We start from the raw sequence: 22,303 nt of genomic DNA, 5'->3' as shown, positions 1-22,303 counted from the left end.
CGCGCCCGGAAAGCTAACAGCTTCCTAAAGATCGCTGCAAGGATCGTTGCGGTATCGGGCATTCCTACGTCTGTCCCGCCCACGCGGCGCCGGATCCCACGGATCCGGCCTCCACTGCACGATCGGCAGCACCGCGGACCCGATCCGGACGCACACCGCCCGCGTCGGCCCCACCACCACGATCCCGACCAGCCCGCCGATCAAGCAGTTCGTCCTGCAGGACACGACGTTCCCGGTGCCGGCCGCCACCGATTGCCACGGCGGCCAACGGCGGGTCAACGCACGGTTCGGGCTGCCCGCCGCGAGCGGCAACAGCATCACCATGCAGGCCGCGTACACCTATCGGATGTACCCGATCAGTTGATGATGTCCGTGCGGTGAGCGAACAGGGCGGCCTGAACCCTGTTCTCGCAGCCGAGTTTGAGCAGGATGCGGCTGACGTGGGTCTTGACGGTGCTCTCGGAGATGACCAGACGCTCGCTGATCCCGGTGTTGGACAGCCCCTGGGCCAGCAGTCTCAGCACGTCCCGCTCCCGCTCGCTGAGCTCCGCGAGGCGAGCGCGGGCGCGGGCGCCGTCGTCACCGGGCGGGGCCGGGCGCAGCCGGCGCAGCTCGGTGACGGCCCGGCGGGTCACGGGTGGTGACAGGAACATCTCGCCGGCAGCGGCGGCGCGCAGGGCCGGTTCCAGCTCGTCGGCGGCCGAGCTCTTGAGGATGAAGCCGGCGGCGCCGGACGTGAGGGCCTCGTCGATGTAGGCCTCCTCGCCGAACGTCGTCAGCATGAGAACGGCGGCCCGGGAGCTGCGGGTGATCTCGCGCAACGCCGCCAGCCCGTCGAGGCCGGGCATCCTGATGTCCAGCAGGACGACGTCGGGGCGGTGCCGGATCGTCAGGTCACGGGCCTGGACGCCGTCACCCGCCTCGGCGACGACCTCGACGCCGGCGATGCCGCTGAGGATGAGACGGATGCCACCGCGGGTCAGCTCGTCGTCATCGGCGATCACGACGCGCAGCGGTGTCGGGTCAGCCGGCATCTGCCAGCGCCTCCTTCGAGATGAGCGCCTCCGCCCGGAAGCAGAACCGGTAGCCGTCGGCCCGCGGGCCCTGCAGCACGGGCGCGGCGTGGTAGGCCACACAGTCGGCGCCGGGTGGCGTCGGTGGCGCGGTGGTGCCCGGGTCGAACTCGGCGGTCCGGTCCGGCAGTTTTCTCCGTACGACCACCGCGCTGTCGCCGACCCGCAGCTGGTCGAACGTTGCCCGGCTCACGGTCTGCTGGCGCACGCCCAGCCACAGCCCACCGGCGCACAGTCCGATCACGAGCAGCACGCTGAGCGCCACCGCGACCGTCCACACCCGACGGCGCTGGTCGACGCGGCGCAGGTCATCGCCGAACTCGTCGGGAGCGGCCGGTTTCACACCGAGGGTTCGCGGTGCCGTGCCGGACAGCGGCAGGGTGGCGGCGATCCGGAACCCGCCGTCCGGTTCCTCGCCGTGGTAGAGCACACCCCCGGCGATCCGTACGCGCTCGGCCAGCCCGTAGAGCCCCTGTCCGCTGGTGACCCCGTCGTACGGGCGGCCCGGGCCGTTGACGACCTCCACGACCAGGGCGTCGTCCTCGTAGCGGACGGCCGGCCGGATGGTGCTGCCCCGGGCGTGCCGCACCGCGTTGGTGATGCCCTCCTGGACGGTCCGGTACGCCGCCTGGTCGATCATGGCGGGGAGGGTGACGGCCTTCCCCGAGCGGACGAACTCGATGTCCACGCCGGCCGCTCCGGCGTCAGCGATCAGCTCATCGACGTCGGCGAGCGTGGCGCGCCGCCGTGGCTCCTCGTCGGACGAGTCGTCCCGCAGGACGGCCAGGATGTCCCGCAGCTCGTCCATCGCGGACGTTGACGTGGCGTGCAGCAGGCGCAGGGTCTCCTCCGGCCGTTCCGGTGCGGAGCGCAGAGCCCCGGTATAGAGCGAGATCAGTGTCAACCGGTGACCCAGCGAGTCGTGCATCTCCCGGGCGATGCGGTTCGCCTCGCGGACCCGGGCCCGCTCGGCGACGATCTGCTGCTGCTCGCTGAGGTGCACCGTCCGCTCGTGCATGAGGGTCAGGATGCGGCGGCGCTGCGCGGAGAGCCGGGCCAGCGTCGCCGGGAACACGACGGCCACGATGAACACGCCGGCCGTGAACAGCACCTGTGGCACGCTGGTCGTGCCGGCCTTCAGCCATTCACCACCGATCTGGCAGGCCAGCACCGCGACGAGCGTGGCGCCGAGCCGCCCCGCCTCGCGGATCCGGTAACCCGCGGAGAACCCGAGCCCGAACAGCAGCACCGTGTCGAGCCGGCCGAGCACGGTGCCGACGACCGCCGTGATGACCAGGACGGTCCCGGGGAGCCGGTGCCGCAGCACGACCAGCACGACGTCGAGCACGGCGAGGCCGGCGATCGCAAGTGGGGCCTGGTCGCGGATCAGCGCCAGACCGGCCGTCACGCCCGCGAGCGTGACGGCCAGCGCGATCTCGTACGCGAGGCGGCCCGGCCCCGCCGCCCGCGCGGCACCCCACCAGGAGGCCGGCGCGGCTGGCGTACCCCTCATGCGCCGTCGATCCTGATCTGTTTCTTCTCGGTGAGCTTGCCCCCGGCGAAGCAGAACCGGAACAGCGGCCGGTCCTTACCGTCGGTGATCGGCTTGATCGCGTAGTAGGTGCAGGTGGCGCCGTCCGGCTTGCCCTGCTTGGTGACATCGTCGCCGTAGATCGTCTGCTCCTCGTCCTGCAGCGGTGTCGGCAGCGCGTCACGCACCGTGGTCTCCACACCGCCGACCTGCTGCGCGTCGAACTGCTGCTGTGTGATCGACGACCTGCTGATCTCGCGGCCGGTGTTCAGTGCCTGGAAGCCGAACCAGCCGCCGACTCCGCACAGGACCACCACTACCCCGGCGACAATCAGAAGAACCTTGCGCATCGTCATCTCCTCGCTTGTCCGATGTCTCCAGACTCGCGGGAAGACGAACTCGTCACGACGGCCCATCGACGGATCTTCGAAGCCCGCCGATGGTACGAAAGTGCCACCACCGCGGCTCAGAGAACCGTGTCGTCCAGGTCCAGCAGCAGGGTGTCGCCGGATTCGAGAAGGTCGAGCCACGGGCCGACGCGGGGCAGCTCGTGGTCGAAGAAGTAGCGGGCGGCCAGGCGCTTACCGTCGTAGAACGCGCCTTCGGCGTCGCCGGCAGCGTCGAGCTGGGACAGCCACATCCACGCGATCACGATGTGCCCGGCGGCGTCCAGGTAGGTCGACGCGTTCGCGAGGGCCTTGTCCGGGTCACCGGCGGCCCACAGTTTCGCGGTGACCGTGGCCAGCCGTTGCGCGGCGGCCAGCAGGCGGGGTGCGTACGGCGAGGACGAGGAGTCTGCCGTCGCGGAGATGGCCGAGACCAGGACCCGCAGGCCGTCGTTGAGCAGCACCTTGCGGCCGAGCAGGTCGAGCGCCTGGATGCCGTCCGTGCCCTCGTGGATGGGGTTGAGGCGGTTGTCGCGGTAGAACTGCTCGACCGGGTATTCGCGGGTGTAGCCGTAACCGCCGTGGACCTGGATGGCGAGGTCGTTGGCGCGCAGGCACCACTGCGACGGCCAGGCCTTGACGATCGGGGTGAGCACGTCGAGCAGCACGGTCTCGCCGACGTCGACCAGTTTGGCCGTGTAGAGGATGAGCGCCATGCCGCCCTCAACGTAGCTCTTCGACGCGAGCAGCATCCGCCGCACGTCGGGGTGCCGGACGATGGGCACGGGCGGTGCCGAGGGGTCCTTCCCGGCGGGTGGCCGGCCCTGCAGCCGTTCCCGCGCGTACGCGAGAGCGTGCAGATACCCCGTGTACCCGAGCGCCACCGCACCCGACCCGACGCCGATCCGCGCCTCGTTCATCATGTGGAACATCTGCGCCAGCCCCTGGCCCTCGGCCTGCACGAGATGACCCGTCGCGCCGTCGAAGGCGAGCACGGCGTTGGTCGTACCCCGGAAGCCCATCTTGTGGTTGAGCCCCGCCAGGGTGACGTTGTTGCGCGCGCCGGAGGGCAGGTGCTTCGGCACGATGAACAGCGACAGCCCCTTCACGCCCGCCGGGGCACCCACGACCCGCGCCAGCACCAGGTGCACGATCGTCTCGCTGAGCTCGTGGTCCCCGGCCGAGATCCACATCTTCGACCCGGTGATCGAGTAGGAGCCGTCGTCCTGCCGCTCCGCGCGCGTCGTCACGTCGCTCAGCGAGGAGCCCGCCTGCGGCTCGGACAGGCACATCGTCCCGGTGTAACGGCCCTCGAGCATCGGGCGTACGTACGTGTCGATCTGCTCCGGGGTCCCGTATTCGAGCAGCAGCGCCGCATTACCCATCGTGAGCATCGAGTAGGCCGACGTGGCGATGTTCGCGGCCTGGAACCACGCGAAACACGCCCGCCCGACCACCTGCGGCAACTCCATACCCCCGACCGACGCGGGGAACGTCGCCGAGATCAGCCCGGCGTCGGCGAACGCCCGCAACGCCTTGCCCACCTCGGGAATCACGGTCACCGCCGACCCGTCGAACGTCGGCTCCTCCAGGTCACTACGCCGATTGTGCGGCGCGAACTCCCGCTCCGCGATCTGCTGCGACAGGTCGAGCACCGCGTCGAACGTCTCCCGCCCGTGCTCCGCGAACCGGGGGTCCGCGGTCAGCGACTCGACATCGAGCCACTCGTACAGCAGGAATTCGAGGTCGCGGCGGTTCAGGATCATCGACATCCCCCCACCGTAGGCGACTTCCCCACCCTCGGCAGCACCCCGGCCCGTGGTGGACGCGGCTTGGCATCACCGTTGCCCGATCACATGTCCGAGTCCTTCATGGCATCGAGACACACTTCGGTACCTACCTTGATCCTCGTTCCGGCCGGCACGGATTGTCCGATGACCCGCCAGTGGGAGAACCACAGCGGAACAGAGCCCCCGGGCGTGCGGCAGACGCTCACATTGGTGAGACCGACGTTCGACCATGCGTAGTCGGCGATGTTCAGCTTGAGCCCGACCAGGTCAGGCATGGTCACCCGCCGGTTGGCGGCCTTTGCTGCAGCGGCTTTCTTCGCCGCTGCGGCCTTTTTCGCCGCCGCAGCCTTCGCCGCCGCAGCTTTCTTCTCTGCCGCAGCCTTCACGGCGGCGGCCTTGTCTTTCGCGGCCTTGTCCGCGGCTGCCTTCTCCGCGGCGGCCTTGTCCGCTGACGACGGGGACGGGGACGGGGATGCCGAAGCCTTGATCGTTCGCGTGGCCGCGGCATCGACGACAGAGCTGCTGCTGCTCGATGTGCTGTCGCCGGAACCGAACGATCCGATCACGCACAGCAGGAGGAAAACGACGAAGAGGGATCCGGCGCCGGTCAGAAATTTATGCCGCGAGACCCAGCTGCGGCGAACCCACAGCGGCCAGCCCACCGGAGGGTCACCCCACTCGGGCTCCGGCACCCATCCCGCCGGCGGCGTCCAGCCCTTCGGCGGCTGCGGCCAGTTCGGGGGCGGGTTGAAACGCAGGAGGGGACGATGGGGCACGACGATTCCTCACGGCGATCGGGACTGGCAACCGCGCGCCGGTGGACGCGTACGCCGACATATCGGCGTACGCGAGGAGCAGATTAGGAATCGGCGAGAAGCGCGAGCCGCGGCCCGGACGCGGGTGGTCAGAACTCGACCGGTGGGGCGTTGTGGGGGGTGATCACCTGGATGGCCGAGGGGTTGGTGCGGATGGGGCCGGGGAGGGTGCCGTGGGCCTGCATGATGGCGTGGCAGGCGCGGCGGAGGTCGATGCGCAGGTCGTGGTGCAGGACGGCGGAGAGTTTGCGGGCTCGCAGGAGGGTGGTGTTCTCGCGGTCCAGGTCGTGGGCCACGAAGACGTCGTACGTGCGGTGCTCGTCGGTGAAGGCCTTGATCACCGCGGTGTTGCCGCCCGCGCCGGCGTAGAGGGAGTAGACCGCCCGGATCGCCGGGTGGGTGGCCAGGGTGGCGCGGATGCCCTGGTAGACCTCGTCGGCGCGGTCCTCGGCGTCGACGACCTCGTGGAGGCGGCGGGGCGGGGAGCGCAGGCCCGTCTCGGTGCGGAATCCGGTTTCCCGTTCGTCCTCGCCGTGGAACGAGCCGTGGCCGCGGACCACGACGATGTCGGCGGCGCGACCGGCCAGCCACTGGTCGACGAGGTACGCGGCGGTCGCCCCGGCCGACCGGTTGTCGATCCCCGCGTACGCGATGCGCGGGCTGGCCGGGAGGTCGGTGACCAGGGTGACCAGGGGAACGGTGAGGCGCTGCGCCGCGGCGACGATCTCGGGGAGGTCGGGGGCCTTGAGGATCACGCCCTGCGATCCGCCGCGGCGGACCCGGTCGAGGGCGGCCACCACGTCGCGTACGGACGGTGCGTCGAGCAGATGGAATCGGGACCGGATCACCGCGGGTCGCAGCCCGGGCAACTCGGCTTCCAGGGCGGCGCGGACCGCGGCGGAGAATCGCGGCGGGGCCTGCACGATCACGTCGACCAGGAACGGCCGGGCGCCGAGCCGGATCTGCGTACGCTGCCGGTCGAGGTCGGCGATGGCCTGCCCGACCGCGCGTACGGTGCTGTCGCGGACCCCGCCGCGGGCGTTCAGCACCCGGTCCACGGTGGCTTCGCTGAGCCCGGACTGGACGGCGATCTCGCGGATCTTGTAGGGGTGCTTCACGACTTCACGATGATGGTCTTTTGAGGGGTTCTCAAGGGTCCACGGCCCGCGACCCGAACTTAGCGTGAGGCCATGACTACGTGGTTCACCGCCGCGGACTGCAGCCTCGACGACTTCCGGGCGGTCTGCGAGCAGAAGACGGAGCTGTCGGACTATCCACACGCCACCGATGTGATGGACGGTGTGCTGATCTACCCGGGCGCGGTGCCGGACACCCGGGAGCTGCGGGCCGAGCTGGTCCGGGCGCTGATGGACGGCCCGGGCGTGGTGGTGTTCGCCGGCGCCTTCGCCCCCGCCGTCGTGGACCGCGCCACCGCCGTCTTCACCGAGCTGATCGACGAGCAGAAGGCCGCCGGGACGGCCGCCGGTGACCACTTCGCCAAACCCGGTGCCAACGACCGGGTGTGGGGCGCGCTGGACAAGTTCGCCCTGCGCGACCCGGCCGCGTTCGCCGCCTACTACGACAACGACACGCTCCGGCTGATCAGCGAGGCCTGGCTGGGCCGCGGCTACCAGGTGACCTCCCAGGTCAACGTGGTCAACCCCGGCGGCGCCGCGCAGGTCGCGCATCGTGACTACCACCTCGGCTTCATGTCGCAGGAGCAGGCGATGGGCTATCCCGCGCACATCCACGCACTGTCACCCGCGCTCACGCTGCAGGGCGCGGTCGCCCACGTCGACATGCCCCTCGAGAGCGGCCCGACGCTGTACCTGCCGCACTCCCAGAAGTACCCGGCCGGGTACATCGCGTTCCATCAGCCCGAGTTCACCGCGTACTTCGATCGCAACCACATCCAGTTGCCGCTGGCCAAGGGCGACGCGGCATTCTTCAACCCGGCCCTGTTCCACGGCGCCGGGACCAACCGGTCCGGCGACATCCTGCGGATGGCCAACCTGCTGCAGGTGTCGTCACCGTTCGGCCGGGCGATGGAGACCGTCGACCGCACGGCGATGGTGACGGCGCTCTACCCGGTGCTGCGCGGGTTCACCGGGTCTGCCGCGAACGTGATCGCCGCGTCGGCGGAGGGCTACGCGTTCCCGACGAACCTCGACCGGGACCAGCCAGTCGGTGGTCTCGCTCCGCAGACCCAGGCCGAGCTCGTGCACCAGGCCCTCCAAGGGCAATGGGACACCGTACGCCTGGAGCACGCGCTCCGCCGCCACACAGTGAGGAGACAGTCGTGCGACTTGGCTTGATCGGGCTCGGCCGGATCGGTGCTTTCCATGCCCGAACCCTTGCCGCTCTGCCCACCGTGGAATCGCTGGTCGTCACCGACGCCGTCACATCGCTTACCAAGGAGGTCGCCGAACGGTGGGACGCCGAGGCAGCCGACTCCCCCGAGGCGCTGCTGGCCGCCGGGGTCGACGGCGTGGTCATCGCCGCCGCGACCGACGCGCATCCCGCGCTGCTGCTGGCCGCCGTCGCGGCCGGGCTGCCGGTGTTCTGCGAGAAACCGGTCGCCCGGCACGCCGGGGACGCCGCGGAGCTGCTCAGACGGGTCGGGGACAGCGGCGTGCCGGTGCAGATCGGCTATCCGCGCCGCTTCGACGCCGGGTTCGCGGCCGCCCGCGCCGCCGTGGCGTCCGGCGAGCTCGGGTGGCTGCACACCGTACGGTCCACGACCCTGGACCCGGCGCCGCCGCCGGCCGCGTACATCAAAGGGTCCGGTGGGATCTTCCGGGACTGCGGCGTGCACGACTTCGACGCCGTCCGCTGGGTCACCGGGCGTGAGGTCGTCGAGGTGTACGCGACCGGCAGCAACCGTGGCGCGGAATTCTTCGCCGAGGCCCAGGACGTGGACACGGCCGCCGTCGTGCTGACCCTCGACGACGGCACCCTCGCCCTGGTCTCGAACTCGCGGTACAACCAGCGCGGCTACGACGTCCGGCTCGAGCTGCACGGCTCGGTGGACAGCATCGCCGTCGGCCTGGAGGACCGGTTGCCGCTGCGCTCCGTCGAACCGGGTGTCACGTTCCCCGCCGGCAGCCCGTACCAGTTCTTCATGGACCGCTTCGGTGCCGCCTTCCGCGCTGAACTGACCGCCTTCACCGACGTCGTCGCCGGCAACAGGTCGTCCCCGTGCACGATCGCGGACGCGCTGGAGACCGGCTGGGTCGCCGAGGCCTGCACGCTGTCGCTGCGGGAACACCGCCCGGTCCGCGTCGACGAGGTGCGCTAACCGCGGATGTGCAGCGCGAAGCCCGTACGGTCGGCGGGCTCGAGGCCGGGCCTCAGGTGCAGGGCGGGGATCTCGTAGTCGCCGAAGTTCTGCCGCCGGAACGCGATCGGCTCGGTCGTGGCGAGGGTGAGCAGGCGTTCCTGCCAGGCCTTGGCGACCTCGGGGTAGTCCTGCGCGGTCAGCCGGTCGGTGCTGTGGAGGACGAACGGCGGCAGGACCTCGAGGCCCGGGTAGTAGAGGATGCCGTGCTGGATCGGCCACAGCAGATCGTCGATCGGGCCATTGATCCCGCGGGCGGCGTAGTGGGACTCCGGGCCGCCCGTGGTCACCGAGAGCAACGCGCGGCGGCCCGCGAGGGTGCCTTCGCCGAAGCGTTCGCCGTATTTCGTGTCGCTGTGCTCGCCGACGCCGTACGCGAAGTGGAACGTGAACACGCGGTCCACCCAGCCCTTGAGGATGGCGGGCATCGTGTACCACCACAGCGGGAACTGGAAGATGATCGTGTCGGACCACAGCAGCTTCTCCTGCTCGGCGGCGACGTCCGGGGTGAGCGCCGACGCGTCGAAAGCCCGGCCTGAGTCCTGGGCGACCCGCAACGGGCTCGACGCGTACGGGCCGTAGTCCTCGGCGTCCACGACGGCTTTCCAGTTCATCGCGTACAGGTCGCTCACCCGTACCTCATGCCCCGCCTCTTCCAGGGTGGTCACGGCGAGGTCCTTGAGCGAACCGTTGAGCGACCGCGGTTCCGGGTGGGCGTAAACGATCAACGTCTTCATGCCACCGAGTCTGGGCGGCACGGCGCCGGACTTTCAGGGGCGCGGCTTCCATCGGACCGGACTTCCTGGTAACCGCAGGGCCACCCTCGCCGACGAAGCCGGGGCGAGCGCGGGGCGATACTGAAGCGATGGACGATCTGGCGGGTTTCCTGCGTACCCGGCGCGCCCGGGTCGACCCCGTGGCCGCCGGCATCCCCGCCGACAGCCGCCGCCGGGTCGATGGGCTGCGCCGTGAAGAGGTCGCGCACCTGTCCGGGGTCAGCGTCGACTACTACATCCGCCTGGAACAGGGCCGCGCGACGCAGCCCTCCGAGCAGGTCGTCGACGCGCTCGCCCGCGTTCTCGGCCTCGACGACACCGAGCGCGGCCACCTCCTGCGGCTCTCCCGGCAGCGCCGCCGCCGCGCGAAGGCCCCGGGCGGGCGGGTCCGGCCCGAGCTGCTGCGTGTGCTCGACCTCGTCGCCGGCGCCCCCGCGGTGATCGTCGACCACCGCCTGGACGTGCTCGCCGGGAACCGCCTCGCCCGGCTCCTCTACGGCCGCCCGATCCCGGGCCTGAACACCGCCCGGCACCTCTTCCTGGAGGAGAGCGACCGCGGCCTCTACGCCAATTGGGACAACTGCACCCTCGACGTCGTCGGCCACCTGCGCCTCGCCGCCGGTAAATACCCCGACGACCCCCGCCTGGCCTCCCTCATCGGCGAGTTGTCCATGCGCAGCGACCGCTTCCGCCGCCTCTGGGCCCGAGCGGACGTCCGCGCCCGCACCCACGGCCGCAAGGTCTACCGGCATCCCCTGGTCGGCCCGCTCGAACTCCACCACGAGAACTTCGCCCTGCCCGGCGAGTCGAGCATGGAACTGCTCGTCCTCTCCGCCGACCCCGGCAGCCCCACCGAGGACGCCCTGCGCCTGCTCGCCGGTCTCGAAGTCCCGCAGGAGCTGCTACGAACGGGTGAACAGAGCGCGGTGCAGCATCGCGCGCACCCCGTCCGCAGCTGACTCACGCCCCGCCATGTCGCTGTCCGCCATGGCACCCTCCGCCATCGGGAAGGCCAGCATCACGTCGCTGACGCCGGTCTCGGGGTGCACGATGCCCGCTGCACGCCCCCGTTCCAGCAGGGGTGCGAAGGCGGCGATCGTGCGCTCCGAGAGTGCGGTCAGCCAGGTGAGGTCCGTCGCTGAGAGCAGCCGCGCGAAGCCGCGGTTCTGCCGCTGCTGATCCAGCACGTAGTCGAAGAGCGTCACGATGCCGTCGTCGGTGTCGAGCAGTTCGGCCGAACGCTTCTCGATCAGCGTGACGTTCTCCTCGAAGACCGTGGCGGCGAGCTGTTCGCGGGTGGCGAAGTGCCGGTAGAGCGTGGTGCGGCTGACCTCCGCCAGCCGGGCCACCTCTTCCAGGGCGGCGTCCGCACCCTGCTCGGCGAAGACCTGCCGGGCCGCGACGAGCAGCCGTTCCCTGTTCTGCACGGCGTCTCGCCGCATCGTGCGCTGCAGGTCCTCGGGCATGCCGGGAGCCTACTAGCCATCATCCGTACACAGGTGTACGTTTCGTGTCCGGTAGCACCAACGAAACGGAGACAGGTCATGGAAGGTCTCACCGACAAGGTCGTCGTCTTCGCCGGAGCCGGTGGCATCGCCACCGCCACGGCGTCCCTGCTCGGCGCCGGCGGCGCCAGGATCGTCGTCAGCGACGTGGTTCTCGACTCCGCGGAACGCACCGCCCAGGCCGCCCGCGACGCCGGTGGCGAAGCCATCGCGGTGGTCGCCGACATCTCCGACCAGGACCAGGTCAACGCCCAGATCGACCGCGCCGTCAAGGAGTACGGGCGCATCGACGGCCTGTTCAACGTCGCCGCCAACATCCACCCCGACCAGGTCGCCGAGGACACCGACGCGATCGGCATCGACCTGGCCGCGTGGCAGCGCACGATCGACGTCAACCTGACCGGTTACCTGCTCACCCTCAAGGCCGCACTGCCCCACATGATCGCCGGCGGTGGCGGCTCGGTGGTCAACACCATCTCCAACGCCGTCTACGCGGGCATGCCCGACAAGGTCGCCTACTCGGTCACCAAGTCCGGCATCACCGCCCTGACCCGGCACGTCGCCCGCCGCTACGGCAAGGACAGGATCCGCGCCAACAGCCTCTCCCCCGGGCTGGTGCTCACCGAGCAGACCAAACTCAACCTGCCCGAGGACTACCGTGACCTGATCCTGCAGTCCACCCCGTCCTGGCGCCACGGCGACCCGGCCGACCTCGGCGCCACCGCGGCGTTCCTGTTCTCCGACCTGTCCGCGTGGACGACCGGCCAGGTCTTCAACGTCGACGGCGGCACCACCATGCGGGCCTGACCGGGCTACCTCGGGCAGGCGCTCGCACCTCAGGCGTCGAGGGCCGGCTTCAGAACCTCGGTGCACCAGTCGCGGAACGTCGTGGGCGTGCTCGACGAGGGCGTACGCGTGACGCCCTGGTCCAGGCCGTTGTTCTTGGCCGTGGCCATGTCGACGCGGCCGTGGGCCATCGCCTCGGAGGCACCCTGATCGAGCGCCATTTTCAGGTTGGCCTCGGGGGTGGTCTGCACGTAGCGGACCGGCTTGCCGAGCACGTCGGAGATGATCGCGGCGACATCGTCGTAGCTGAGGTCCTCGGGGCCCAGGGCCGGCACCTCGTCGAAGCCGGTCCAGGTGTCGTCGAGCAGCAGCCGCGTGGAGACCGCGGCGATGTCCCTGGTCGCGATCAGCGGCAGGGCCAGGTCGTGCGTGGTGGGGCCGTAGACCGTGCCCTGGTTCTTGATGGCACCGACCTGCCGCAGGATGTTCTCCATGAAGGACGGGTTGGCGACGGCCCGATACGGTACGCCCGAAGCGGCGATCAGGTCGTCCATGGCCAGCGTCGCCGTGACATACCCCGCCTGCCCGGCCACCGCGGTGCCCCGGCCCAGCGCCGAGATGCCGACCACCCGGCCGACGCCCTGCGCGGTGAACGCCTCGATACCCGCCCGCGCGAACTGCGAGTACGCAGCGTCCAGGCTCTCCGCCTTCGGGTTCGCGGGCACGAGCCAGAAGACAGCGTCGGCACCGGCGAACGCCTCCGTCACGACGGCCGGGTCGGCGTGCGAGCCGCGGACGACCTCGACCCGTTCGGCGACGCCCGGTGCGAGTGTGGCCGGGTCGCGGGCCACGACGCGCACGGGGGCGTCCGCGTCGAGCAGGTTCTGCAGGACCTTGCTACCGATGTTGCTGGTGGGAGCGGTGACCACAATCATTGTTTTTCATCCCTCTTCGGTCGGATCGACAACTCCAGTGAACGCTGTTCCGGCGCGGAGCGGAAAGACCAATGGGATCTCGATTGATACTCTCGAAGTATGAGTGACCTGGAGACCCGGCAACTGCGCTACTTCGTGGCCGTCGCCGAGGAGCTGCACTTCGGGCGGGCCGCCGAGCGGCTGGCCATGGCGCAGCCGCCGCTGTCCCGCGCGATCCGGGACCTCGAACGTCAACTCGGGGTCGACCTGTTCGTCCGGACCACCCGCCAGGTCGCGCTCACCCCGGCCGGCGAGACCCTGCTGATCGACGCCCGGGTGGCGCTGGACGCCATCGCCGCGGCAGCGCAGCGGGCCCGGCGCGCGGGCCGGCCGGAGCAGAGCCTGCGGCTGACCTGCAAGGCCGACTTCGACGGCGGACTGCTGGCACCGATCCTGGCCGCCTACGACACGACGCCCGTCGAGCTGCTGCTGACCGGCCCGTGGGACCTGGTCCCGGCCCTGCACGACGGTCGTGCGGACGTCGCGCTGCTGGCCATGCCGTTCGACGACCCCGCCCTCGACAGCGAGGCGCTGCTGATCGAGCCGCGGATGGTCGCGCTGCCCGCGGCCGACCCGCTGGCGGCGCGTACGACACTGCGCCTGGCCGACCTGACCGGGCGCCGCCTGCCGAACGGCTCGGGCGCCGAGACCGGCAACCTGGCACCCCCGCCACCGGGCAGCCCGGCCATGCGGGACCTGTCGCAGATCTTCAACCTGGTCGAGACGGGCAGCCTGCTCTGGTTCCTCCCGGCCTGGGTGGCCCGCCAGTTCCCCCGTCCCCACATCGCCTACCGCCTCGTCGAGGATCTCCCCCCGGCCACCCTCGCGGTCGCCTGGCCGGCATCATCGCGCTCACCGCAGGTCGCGGCATTCGTCCGGGCCGCCGTGGGTGTCGCCAGGCAGGCCGCTCCGAACGAGCCCCGCGCGATGCCCGTCACCACCTGATCCGGCCCCGTCCGTTTCGAGCGGCTACGCATTCGGTTTCGATGTCGTTAACCGACAAGATCGAAAACCTTCACATCGATCAGAACTGTTGCTTCGTCTATAGCGTCGACGGCACTTCAGGCTTCTGATCGAGTTGAGGTATTCCGTTGAGCCTTTCGTCCCCCGGCAGGTCCGTGCCGCTGATCGTGGCGGCCGTAACGGTGCTGGCAGTGACCCCGCCATCGCCCGCCGACGCCCAAGCGACCACCCGTCACACCAGCGCTACGAACCCGGTGACAGCCACCACGATCACCCTGATCACCGGTGACAAGGTGACCGTACGGCCCGGCGTCACCACCGTGCAGGGCCCGGACGGCGAGCAGATCGGTGCGCACATCACCACCGTCGGCCCGGACACGTACGTGTATCCCGAGAGCGCCGCGCCGTACGTCGGCACCGGCCTGCTGGACAAGCGCCTGTTCAACATCACCTACCTGCAGCGCGAGGGTTACGCCGACAACGCGACCGGTCAGCTGCCGGTCATCCTCGGCTACCAGAGCTCCTCGTTCGCCAAGCGCAGCGCTGACACCCTGCCCGAGGCCAGCACAGAGGTCCGGGCGCTGCCCAGCATCCGGGGCCGCGCGGTGAACACGGACCGCGCGCACGCCGGGACCTTCTGGACGTCGCTGACCGGCAAGGCACCCGCGGCACCCGAGGCGCGGAAAGCGAGCACCACCCCCGCCTTCGCGCACGGCATCACCAAGGTGTGGCTGGACGGCAAGGTCCACGCCGCCCTGTCCGACAGCGTCGCGCAGATCGGCGCCCCGGAGGTCTGGGCGGGCGGGAACACCGGCGAGGGCATCGACGTCGCCGTGCTGGACACCGGCATCGACGCGGAACACCCCGACCTGGTCGGCCAGGTCGAGGCGAGCGCCAGCTTCGTGCCGGGTGAGGACGTCAAGGACGGACATGGCCACGGTACGCACGTAGCGTCCACAATCGCAGGAACGGGCGCGGGCTCGGGCGGCCTGGAGAAGGGTGTAGCGCCCGGCGCCGACCTCGAGATCGGCAAGGTCCTCGACAACGGCGGCTCCGGTCAGGACTCCTGGATCGTGGCCGGCATGGAGTGGGCCGCCCGGGACCGCAAGGCCAAGGTCATCAGCATGAGCCTCGGCGGCGACCCGACCGACGGCACCGACCCGATGAGCACGGCCGTCAACGAGCTCAGCGCCGAGACCGGCGCGCTGTTCGTCATCGCCGCGGGCAACAGCGGCCCGACCGAGTCGACCGTCGGTACGCCCGGCGCCGCCGACGCCGCCCTGACCGTGGGCGCCGTCGACGCCGAGGACCACATCGCCGAGTTCTCGAGCCGCGGCCCGCGCCTGGTGGACGGCGCGCTCAAGCCCGAGATCACCGCACCCGGCGTCGACATCCTGGCGGCCCGGTCGCAGTACTCGACCGAGGGCGAGGGCCTCTACCGCACGATGAGCGGCACGTCGATGGCCACCCCGCACGTGGCCGGCGCCGCTGTCCTGCTCGCCGCCCAGCACCCCGCCTGGACCGGTGCTCAGCTCAAGGATGCCCTGGTCAGCACGGCCAAGGAAACGCCCGACTACGACGCGTACACCGGTGGCAGCGGACGGGTCGACATCGCCAAGACCACCAAGGCGACGGTCTTCGCAACCGCGAGCGCGTACCTCGGTATCCACCCGCTCGAGGACGAGCCCAGCGGCACGACCGAGAAGCCGATCACGTACACGAACACCGGTGCGGCTGACGTGACGCTGGACCTGGCTCTCGCCGCTCCGGGCGTACCCACCGGATTGATCTCTCTTTCCGCTCCGAAGGTTGTTGTTCCCGCCGGCGGCACCGCCACGGTGACGGTCTCCGCCGACCTGAGCCTCACGAAGGAGAAGGGCCGCTACACCGGCAGCATCGTCGCCACCGGCACCGACGGCAGCAGGCTGGCCGACACGCTCGTCGGGCTCAGCACCGAGGACCAGCCCAAGCACCTGGTCATCGAGCCCACCGGCCGCGGCGGCGAGGCCATGCCCGGCGAGATCATGCTGCTCCGCGACGGCGACCCGCCCGGCGCCTACTACTACTTCCTCACCAACGACGGCCACCCCATCGACGTGCTCGTGCCGCAGGGCCGCTACTCCGTGTGGATGTGGGGCGACGTCGAGGGCACCCACGGCCCGAACTCCCGCGGCATGGCGCTGGTCACCGCACCCACGGTGGTCGTCGAGGACGACACCACCGTCGAGCTGAAGGCCAGCACGACCCGCGAGATCCAGGCGATCACCCCGAAGACCGCCGCGAACAGCGAGATCCGCCTCGCCTACCACCGCGAGCTGGGCACGGCCGAGGCCACCGACGCGTACATCATCGACCGCTTCTACGACAGCATCTGGGTGACCCCCGGTCAGAAGGCCCGCGACGGCAAGATGTCGGTGACCGCCCGGTGGCGCAAGATCCAGCCCCCGCTGGCGATCGAGAACGGCAGCACCACCTACGACGACCTGATCGTCCTGCCCGGCTCGACCGTCCCGGCCGAAGGCACCAAACAGATCCGGGCAGTCTTCGCGGGTACGGGCTCCGCGGCGGAAATGACGGCCGCAGGGGTCAGGAACAAGATCGCAGTGGTACGCCAGAACGACCTCGACGAGCAGGTCGAAGCCGCCGAGAACGCCGGGGCAGCCGTACTCCTGGTCGTCAACACCGGCACCGGCCGTTACTTCGACGCCACCAGCCGGACGACACTCGCCGTCGCGTCGCTGACCAAGGACGGCGGCGAGCGCCTGATCACACAGCTCGCCAAGGGCCGCGTGACCCTTCGCCTCACCTCCCACCCGACCACCGACTACCTGTACGACCTGGCCGAGTACTGGCCGGGCGGAGCACCGAAGTCGCTCGTCTACCGCCCGTCCGAGCGTGACCTGGCCCGGGTCGACGTCGACTTCCAGAACTCCTCCGACCGGGAGCTCACCGAGCGGCGCTACGACCTGAACCCGGACCTGCCCGTCCGCGTCGGCTCCTCCTCCACGATCAAGGTCGACCGCTTCCGCACCGACTGGGTGACCGCGGACGACGACGTCCGCTGGTCGCAGGAGCTGGACGACCTGCGATCGTTCGAGCGCAGCGGCACCCGCACCTACGAGCCCGGCAGCCGCACCAGCGAGAAGTGGCTTGCCGCGATCGTCCGCCCGCGCATCAACGACTTCGGCACCCTCCCCCACCGCGACGGCGACACCATCGTCGTCGAGGTCCCGGGCTGGGGCGGCTCCGGCGAGAACCACGCCGGCGACGCCGTGCCGGAAGGTTCCCTCGGCCAGACCGTGACACTGTCGCAGGGTAAGAAGGTCATCGAGGCCAACACCTGGGGCTGGATCGACTCCAACACCGGCCTGAGCCCCAAGCGCCTGCCCTACCGCCTCGTCACCACGACCGAGGGCGACCCCACGGTCCTCCCGTACTCCACCAAGACAAAGACAACCTGGGACTTCACCTCGGACGCCACCACCACCCGGCTCCCACTGATCCAACTCGACTACAAGGTCGACACGGACCTCACGGACAGGGCCTCCCGCTCCACCCCGATCACCGTCCTCCCGTCCCACCTGGCCGGCGCCCCGAGCACCGCATCCATCAAGACGGTCACCCTCGACGTCTCCTACAACGACGGCGCCACCTGGGTCACCCAGCGCCTGTCCAAGACCAAGGCCGGCTGGACCACCGAGCTGAAAGCCCCGAAGAGCGCGCAGCACGTCACGCTCCGCGCCGCTGCGAAGGACACGTACGGCAACAGCGTCGAACAGACGATCACCCGTGCCTTCGGCCTGAAGTAGCACCAGCACGTCAAGAACGGGCCGCGGCGAACCCTGCCGCGGCCCGTTCTGCTGCGCCCCGCCCCTTCCACGACCCGGCCAGCGGTTCACCCGCTTGCTCGCACAAGCCGCTTATCGCATTTGCTGATCTGCCGATGACAACAAGAAGGCCAACGAACTCGTGGCGCGGTGAGCACGAGGATTGCCTCCAGAAAGCCATCCGCCCACCACTTTACGGCTATCCGAATACTCGCTATCTGCCATTCGAATTTGTGTGACACCCCTCAACCCGACAATGGCACACCCGCCCTTCCGATCATGAAAATCCCTGAGAAAAATAAAGGCATGAAATACGTTCAGCTGGAAATCTTCACGACCGCTGAACTGGCGTGGATGCGTGACCCGACACGGCGCCGGAACTACTCCGCGGCAACCGAAGAGTTCCGGCGCGAGCACATGGTTCGGCGGGCTTTCGGAAAAGCTCTCGGCCACACCACCCGGCTACGGCGCGACTCTCCCGAAGCCCGGACACCGGACGGCAATCTGATGTGGATCGAGGCCGCACGAGCGTTGTTCCGTGAGGCGAACTCCCACCGGGCACAGGCCACCGCTGACCATGAACGTGACCGCAGACGTGCCGCCGGTGACCTGTTCGACTGGGGCCGGTTCACCAGCCGCTGGCTGGTGAAGTACGCCGCCGCCTACTAACCTACGAACACCGAACTCTGCGTCACACCCCGGGGCTTGACACGACAATCAACGCCCGTCGTCCAGGAACCCACCGACCAGCCCTACGGCATCCGCGACTGCGCCTTCCGCGACCCCGCCGGCGCACTTGAAATCACTCAACCAAAGTCCACGACCGGCGGCGAGTCCAGCGGGAACGGACACGACATGGGCGACGTGGCGGCTCTACGCGTACGAGCCGGCAGCAAACCTGCCGCGATCGAGCAACAAACCGATCTTCGACCACTATTCCGGCGGCACGTTCTCAAGCCGCCGAGAATGCGCGCGTCCCACGCAGATCGGTTAGGGAGTGTCCTGGCGTTGCGGATGCCCCCGCGCACGCTCGTGCCGAAAGTAGTGCGTCGTGCTGACGCGCGCGTCGAGAAGCGAAAACTCATCATGGGGAGCTTCCTCTACCTCCACGGTTGCGGTGGCACGGTCAACTCGTGCGGCGGAAGTCGGTAACGTCCGGGATCTTCTGAAAGCCAGCCGAGACGTACGTCGCCACGGCGCCGACGTTGCTGCTCGGGGTGCACACTGTCGCACTGGACGACCCCATCTCCTGCAACGCGGCGGCCGCGGCCACCGTGATGGCGCGGCCGTATCCGTGGCCACGGTGATCCCGATGAACGCCCAGTGGTTCGAGCAAACCCGGTCGCCCGTCCCCGGCCGACCACACCGTCACCGCGGCGACCGCATCGCCGTCGCCGTCGTAACCGACCAGGCACCGGGCCCGACGGTAAGGCGGGGCAGCGGCCATCGCGCGCCAGCGCTCCACAGTGAACGTCGAGTTGGCAAACGCCGCCAGATGCACCGCGACCCGATCATCAACGATCCGATCCCGAACGTCGTGCGCCTCGATGACCTCGACCCTGAGCCCGCAGTCCTCCACCAGCTCGATCAGTTCGCGAGACAACGGGGTCCACGGTTCGTCGGGCACCCAACCGCTGCGACGCAGGAGGTCTCGAAGAGCAGCGCCGAAGCGGGCCTCGACGGCCCCGGCGCCGTCGGGCAGTACCCCCTGCCCCGGATCCGACAGATCGGCCAGCAGCCGGGCGGCGAACGCGGCGTCCTCGTCGACGCTCGGTGCGATACCCATGCGGATCACCCCGTCGTCCACCATGCCAACGGCCAGGATCTGCCCGTTACGGGTCCACACCCGGACGGCCTGCGCCAACTCCCGCCCGCCGAACCTCCAGTGCCACCCAAGGTCGCCCGGATGAAGCTGCACCGGCCCGCCGGTGTGCTGCCAGACCGCTAACGCCTCAACGATCTCGCTCAACGAATCCGGCGTCGCAAGCCGCATCGTGATCGACATGCGCCGACCTAACCACACCACAGAGACTACGCAATTGTTTTTCATCGCCAGAGTGCTGACCCATGACTCGCGCATGAAGGTTGTCAAATGCAAACCGCAGAGCAGAACAAAATCAAACCCAGCCCAGATTGGCATCACTCTCATGCCGTCGACCACGCTCGGCGCACCCGGCTGACTGTTACGCTGCGTCCACGGAGCAGCGGGCGCGGACATGCCGAATTGAGTGCATCGAGTCACGGCGTCGCCGCAGGGTTAGTCAGGGTCGATGACCCGACCGATTCAGAATTGCGTGCGAATCGCCTTTTGGGGCGGGGGCTCGGATGCTGCACCGACTTGTCGTACCACTCGAGCAGCGCCTCCCGCTCGTGCGTCGCCGCCACGCAGGCCGATACTGCTGGCCACTGCAGTCGATGGTGGTGTCGGCGAGCAGAGCATCGACCTCGTCGGCGGTCAGGAAGGACGCCGTCGTGTGCCGGTCGAAGCGCGGCGGAGGTCGTATCCGGGAACGAGCGGACGGGTCGCGGGAGCCTGTCCGCTCCCGCGACCTGACCGTCAGCGTGCCCCTCGGCCGGCCGTCACGCGGCCTTCGCGAAGTACTGTGCGGCCGATCCGTTGCAGTCCCAGATCTGCACTCGGGTCCCGTTCGCTGTGGCGCCTGATGGCGAGTCGATGCACCGGTTGCTCTGGGGATTGCGCATCCGATTGCCTTCCTGCACCCAGTTCTGCGCCCCGCTGCCGTTGCAGTCCCAGAGTTGAAGCTTGGCGCCGTTGGCTGTTCCGGCGTCCTGTACGTCGAGGCAGCGGCCGAGGGTGCCGAGCGTCTGCCCGTTCCACGTCCACTGCTGGTCGATCGCCGCCGTGCCTTGGCAGTCCCACAACTGCACAGCCGCGCCGTTGCCACCCGTGTTGTCGCCCGCCACGTCGACGCACTTGCCGCTGGGCCCGTTGATCTGCGTCGCGGCTCCCCCCGTGGGAGGCGGCGTCGTGGCCCCGCCGTCCTGGTAGTAGCGGACGTAGTCGATCGATGCGGTGAGCGGGAACTGGCTCTGCACAGGGTTCTGTCCGGGGTATGTGCCGCCCAGCGCCAGGTTGAAGATGACGTGGAACGGCTTGCGGAACTCCTCCAAGGTCGCCGGCGTCGTGTCGATCACGTGCGTCTGCACACCGTCGATGTACCAGCGGATCTGCGCGGCCGTCCACTCGATCGCGTAGACGTGGAAGGCCGCGGCGTTGTTGACGGCGGGGTTCGCGACGTAGTTGGCGTTCTGACCCGCTGTCCACGGGAACACGCCAGTGCGGAGATCCCAGAAGATGTTGTTGGTTACGGTCGCATTCGCGTTTGCGTGTTCCATGATGTCGACCTCGCCGCAACTGGCCCAGTTGGTGGGCAGACGATCGTAGTAGGTCTGCGCCGGGTTGTAGGCGCTCGTGGACGTCTCGTCGCACGCGTCACCCAGCATCCAGAAAGCCGGCCACGAGCCGGTGGCGGTGGGGAGCGCCATGCGCGCCTCGATGCGTCCGTACTGGAAGGACTTCTTCGTGTCCGTCGTCATGCGGCACGACGTCTGATAGAAGTTGCGGCCGTTGACCGTGATAGGCGTAGTGAGCCAGTTAGCGCGCATCACGAGGTTGCCGCCGGACTGCGTGCAGTTCTCGGGGCGGTACCACTCCCACTCGCCGTTGCCCCAGCCGTCGAAAGCGTTGAGGCCGGGGTTGAGGCCGTTGCCGACGCTGTAGTTCCAGTTGGCACTGCTGGGCGCACCGGACCCGTTGAACTCGTCGGCCCACACGAGGTTCCACGCGGCGTGTGCGGGCTGCTGCTGGATGACCACGCTGCCCACGAGTGCAGTGACAGCCGCGGTGAGGAAGACCAGGAGGCGCCGGCAGCTACGCGACAGCGCTCGGCCCGGGAAACCTGCATTCATTGTCACGGAGAACGTCCTCTCGTACGGAGTGGTCGATCTTCTGCGAGGTGTTACCCGAGTATTACGTAAAGATTGCTAACTGTCGATGCAACGGGACGGCACTTGCCGACCGAGCCCGGGGAGTTACGTGGTGGTAAGTTTCGGTTTCGTCGCATCTGCGCCTTGTGAGGAGGACGCTATGGCGCACGCTCGTGCCGATGACACCAAGACGGCCAACGAACTCATGGCACGATGAGCACGAGGATCGCCTCCCGGGACCCATCCACCACCACTTTACGGCTTACCGAATACTCGCTATCTGCCATTCGAAGTCGTGTGATCCACCTCAACCCGACAATGGCACACCCACCCTTCCGATCATGAAACTCCCTGAGAACAATAAAGGCATGAAATACGCTCAGTTGGAGATTTTCACGACCGTTGAACTGGCGTGGATGCGTGACCCGACACGGCGCCGGAACTACTCCGCGGCAACCGAAGAGTTCCGGCGCGAGCACAAGGTCCGGCGGGCCTTCGGAAAAGCTCTCGGCCACACCACCCGCTTGCGGCGCGACTCCCCCGAAGCCCGGACACCGGACGGCAAACTGATCTGGATCGAGGCCGCACGAGC

General features: G+C 69.2%; 20 protein-coding genes and 1 pseudogene. 10 read left to right on the top strand and 11 right to left on the bottom strand.

Features of this window, described 5'->3' with window-relative positions; genetic code table 11:
• Positions 1-46 precede the first annotated feature (46 nt).
• Positions 47-364, top strand: a complete 318-nt coding sequence (locus Aco04nite_RS19405) for a hypothetical protein (RefSeq protein WP_212998653.1) — start codon at positions 47-49, stop codon at positions 362-364.
• Here Aco04nite_RS19405 and Aco04nite_RS19400 read toward each other — a convergent pair.
• From Aco04nite_RS19400 to Aco04nite_RS19375, 6 genes are all read right to left on the bottom strand, one after another.
• Positions 357-1,034, bottom strand: a complete 678-nt coding sequence (locus Aco04nite_RS19400; protein WP_212998652.1) for a response regulator — start codon at positions 1,032-1,034, stop codon at positions 357-359. The genes Aco04nite_RS19405 and Aco04nite_RS19400 overlap by 8 nt on opposite strands.
• Positions 1,024-2,586 carry a sensor histidine kinase gene (locus Aco04nite_RS19395; protein WP_212998651.1) on the bottom strand — a complete coding sequence of 521 codons (1,563 nt, stop codon included), beginning with the start codon at positions 2,584-2,586 and terminating at the stop codon, positions 1,024-1,026. The genes Aco04nite_RS19400 and Aco04nite_RS19395 overlap by 11 nt, the downstream gene beginning before the upstream one ends.
• A complete protein-coding gene (locus Aco04nite_RS19390; RefSeq protein WP_212998650.1) occupies positions 2,583-2,954 on the bottom strand; it encodes a hypothetical protein in 372 nt (123 codons plus the stop codon). The genes Aco04nite_RS19395 and Aco04nite_RS19390 overlap by 4 nt, the downstream gene beginning before the upstream one ends.
• A 116-nt stretch (positions 2,955-3,070) precedes the next feature.
• A complete protein-coding gene (locus Aco04nite_RS19385; RefSeq protein WP_212998649.1) occupies positions 3,071-4,762 on the bottom strand; it encodes an acyl-CoA dehydrogenase in 1,692 nt (563 codons plus the stop codon).
• Between the two features lie 80 nt (positions 4,763-4,842).
• Positions 4,843-5,442, bottom strand: coding sequence for a PASTA domain-containing protein (locus Aco04nite_RS19380; RefSeq protein ID WP_212998648.1), 600 nt, complete (start codon positions 5,440-5,442; stop codon positions 4,843-4,845).
• 242 nt (positions 5,443-5,684) lie between these two features.
• The gene (locus Aco04nite_RS19375; RefSeq protein ID WP_212998647.1) at positions 5,685-6,713 is read right to left on the bottom strand and encodes a LacI family DNA-binding transcriptional regulator; all 1,029 of its coding nucleotides are present in this window, start codon (positions 6,711-6,713) and stop codon (positions 5,685-5,687) included.
• Between the two features lie 72 nt (positions 6,714-6,785).
• Here Aco04nite_RS19375 and Aco04nite_RS19370 point away from each other — a divergent pair, with 72 nt between their 5' ends.
• Positions 6,786-7,910: a phytanoyl-CoA dioxygenase family protein gene (locus Aco04nite_RS19370; protein WP_212998646.1), complete on the top strand. Its 1,125-nt coding sequence runs from the start codon at positions 6,786-6,788 to the stop codon at positions 7,908-7,910.
• A complete protein-coding gene (locus tag Aco04nite_RS19365) occupies positions 7,895-8,893 on the top strand; it encodes a Gfo/Idh/MocA family protein (protein WP_212998645.1) in 999 nt (332 codons plus the stop codon). Before Aco04nite_RS19370 ends, Aco04nite_RS19365 begins: the two co-directional genes overlap by 16 nt.
• On the opposite strand, the gene Aco04nite_RS19360 is transcribed toward Aco04nite_RS19365, so the two are convergent.
• Positions 8,890-9,669: an NAD(P)H-dependent oxidoreductase gene (locus Aco04nite_RS19360; protein ID WP_212998644.1), complete on the bottom strand. Its 780-nt coding sequence runs from the start codon at positions 9,667-9,669 to the stop codon at positions 8,890-8,892. The genes Aco04nite_RS19365 and Aco04nite_RS19360 overlap by 4 nt on opposite strands.
• A gap of 128 nt (positions 9,670-9,797) precedes the next feature.
• Between Aco04nite_RS19360 and Aco04nite_RS19355 the strand changes: the two genes are divergently transcribed.
• Complete coding sequence (locus Aco04nite_RS19355; RefSeq protein ID WP_212998643.1) at positions 9,798-10,667, top strand: helix-turn-helix transcriptional regulator; 870 nt, start codon at positions 9,798-9,800, stop codon at positions 10,665-10,667.
• On the opposite strand, the gene Aco04nite_RS19350 is transcribed toward Aco04nite_RS19355, so the two are convergent.
• A complete protein-coding gene (locus Aco04nite_RS19350; RefSeq protein ID WP_212998642.1) occupies positions 10,611-11,174 on the bottom strand; it encodes a TetR/AcrR family transcriptional regulator in 564 nt (187 codons plus the stop codon). The genes Aco04nite_RS19355 and Aco04nite_RS19350 overlap by 57 nt on opposite strands.
• A gap of 78 nt (positions 11,175-11,252) precedes the next feature.
• On the opposite strand from Aco04nite_RS19350, the gene Aco04nite_RS19345 reads away from it, so the two are divergent.
• Complete coding sequence (locus tag Aco04nite_RS19345; protein ID WP_212998641.1) at positions 11,253-12,020, top strand: SDR family NAD(P)-dependent oxidoreductase; 768 nt, start codon at positions 11,253-11,255, stop codon at positions 12,018-12,020.
• 29 nt (positions 12,021-12,049) lie between these two features.
• Here the strand turns inward: Aco04nite_RS19345 and Aco04nite_RS19340 are convergent, their stop codons facing one another.
• Entirely contained in the window at positions 12,050-12,934 is an 885-nt protein-coding gene (locus tag Aco04nite_RS19340; protein ID WP_212998640.1) for an NAD(P)H-binding protein, read from the bottom strand.
• Positions 12,935-13,033: 99 nt separating this feature from the next.
• On the opposite strand from Aco04nite_RS19340, the gene Aco04nite_RS19335 reads away from it, so the two are divergent.
• The 4 genes and pseudogenes from Aco04nite_RS19335 to Aco04nite_RS19320 all read left to right on the top strand — a co-directional run.
• Positions 13,034-13,918 (top strand): LysR family transcriptional regulator, encoded by an 885-nt coding sequence (locus tag Aco04nite_RS19335; protein ID WP_212998639.1) that lies wholly within the window; start codon positions 13,034-13,036, stop codon positions 13,916-13,918.
• Positions 13,919-14,064: 146 nt separating this feature from the next.
• Positions 14,065-17,745: a S8 family serine peptidase gene (locus Aco04nite_RS19330; RefSeq protein WP_212998638.1), complete on the top strand. Its 3,681-nt coding sequence runs from the start codon at positions 14,065-14,067 to the stop codon at positions 17,743-17,745.
• 324 nt (positions 17,746-18,069) lie between these two features.
• Complete coding sequence (locus Aco04nite_RS19325; protein WP_212998637.1) at positions 18,070-18,432, top strand: hypothetical protein; 363 nt, start codon at positions 18,070-18,072, stop codon at positions 18,430-18,432.
• A gap of 57 nt (positions 18,433-18,489) precedes the next feature.
• A pseudogene (locus Aco04nite_RS19320) lies at positions 18,490-18,561 on the top strand (VOC family protein); the annotation flags it as partial.
• 328 nt (positions 18,562-18,889) lie between these two features.
• Here Aco04nite_RS19320 and Aco04nite_RS19315 read toward each other — a convergent pair.
• Both Aco04nite_RS19315 and Aco04nite_RS48925 read right to left on the bottom strand, forming a co-directional pair.
• A complete protein-coding gene (locus tag Aco04nite_RS19315; protein ID WP_244876118.1) occupies positions 18,890-19,924 on the bottom strand; it encodes a GNAT family N-acetyltransferase in 1,035 nt (344 codons plus the stop codon).
• A gap of 419 nt (positions 19,925-20,343) precedes the next feature.
• Positions 20,344-21,693 carry a ricin-type beta-trefoil lectin domain protein gene (locus Aco04nite_RS48925; RefSeq protein WP_244876125.1) on the bottom strand — a complete coding sequence of 450 codons (1,350 nt, stop codon included), beginning with the start codon at positions 21,691-21,693 and terminating at the stop codon, positions 20,344-20,346.
• A 359-nt stretch (positions 21,694-22,052) separates the two neighbouring features.
• Between Aco04nite_RS48925 and Aco04nite_RS19305 the strand changes: the two genes are divergently transcribed.
• Positions 22,053-22,303: hypothetical protein (locus Aco04nite_RS19305; RefSeq protein ID WP_212998636.1), on the top strand; the 251-nt coding region annotated here is incomplete at its 3' end.

The organism is Winogradskya consettensis (genome assembly GCF_018332715.1).
Classification (GTDB): domain Bacteria; phylum Actinomycetota; class Actinomycetes; order Mycobacteriales; family Micromonosporaceae; genus Actinoplanes; species Actinoplanes consettensis.
The sequence above is the reverse complement of the archived record's forward strand: the minus strand, read 5'-3'. Positions and strand labels throughout refer to the sequence as shown.

Coding starts and splice junctions, on each gene's coding strand:
- Aco04nite_RS19400 (WP_212998652.1), bottom strand. CDS start 1,034: ATGCCGGCTGACCCGACACCGCTGCGCGTCGTGATCGCCGATGACGAC.
- Aco04nite_RS19395 (WP_212998651.1), bottom strand. CDS start 2,586: ATGAGGGGTACGCCAGCCGCGCCGGCCTCCTGGTGGGGTGCCGCGCGG.
- Aco04nite_RS19390 (WP_212998650.1), bottom strand. CDS start 2,954: ATGCGCAAGGTTCTTCTGATTGTCGCCGGGGTAGTGGTGGTCCTGTGC.
- Aco04nite_RS19385 (WP_212998649.1), bottom strand. CDS start 4,762: ATGTCGATGATCCTGAACCGCCGCGACCTCGAATTCCTGCTGTACGAG.
- Aco04nite_RS19370 (WP_212998646.1), top strand. CDS start 6,786: ATGACTACGTGGTTCACCGCCGCGGACTGCAGCCTCGACGACTTCCGG.
- Aco04nite_RS19360 (WP_212998644.1), bottom strand. CDS start 9,669: ATGAAGACGTTGATCGTTTACGCCCACCCGGAACCGCGGTCGCTCAAC.
- Aco04nite_RS19355 (WP_212998643.1), top strand. CDS start 9,798: ATGGACGATCTGGCGGGTTTCCTGCGTACCCGGCGCGCCCGGGTCGAC.
- Aco04nite_RS19350 (WP_212998642.1), bottom strand. CDS start 11,174: ATGCCCGAGGACCTGCAGCGCACGATGCGGCGAGACGCCGTGCAGAAC.
- Aco04nite_RS19345 (WP_212998641.1), top strand. CDS start 11,253: ATGGAAGGTCTCACCGACAAGGTCGTCGTCTTCGCCGGAGCCGGTGGC.
- Aco04nite_RS19340 (WP_212998640.1), bottom strand. CDS start 12,934: ATGATTGTGGTCACCGCTCCCACCAGCAACATCGGTAGCAAGGTCCTG.
- Aco04nite_RS19335 (WP_212998639.1), top strand. CDS start 13,034: ATGAGTGACCTGGAGACCCGGCAACTGCGCTACTTCGTGGCCGTCGCC.
- Aco04nite_RS19325 (WP_212998637.1), top strand. CDS start 18,070: ATGAAATACGTTCAGCTGGAAATCTTCACGACCGCTGAACTGGCGTGG.
- Aco04nite_RS48925 (WP_244876125.1), bottom strand. CDS start 21,693: ATGAATGCAGGTTTCCCGGGCCGAGCGCTGTCGCGTAGCTGCCGGCGC.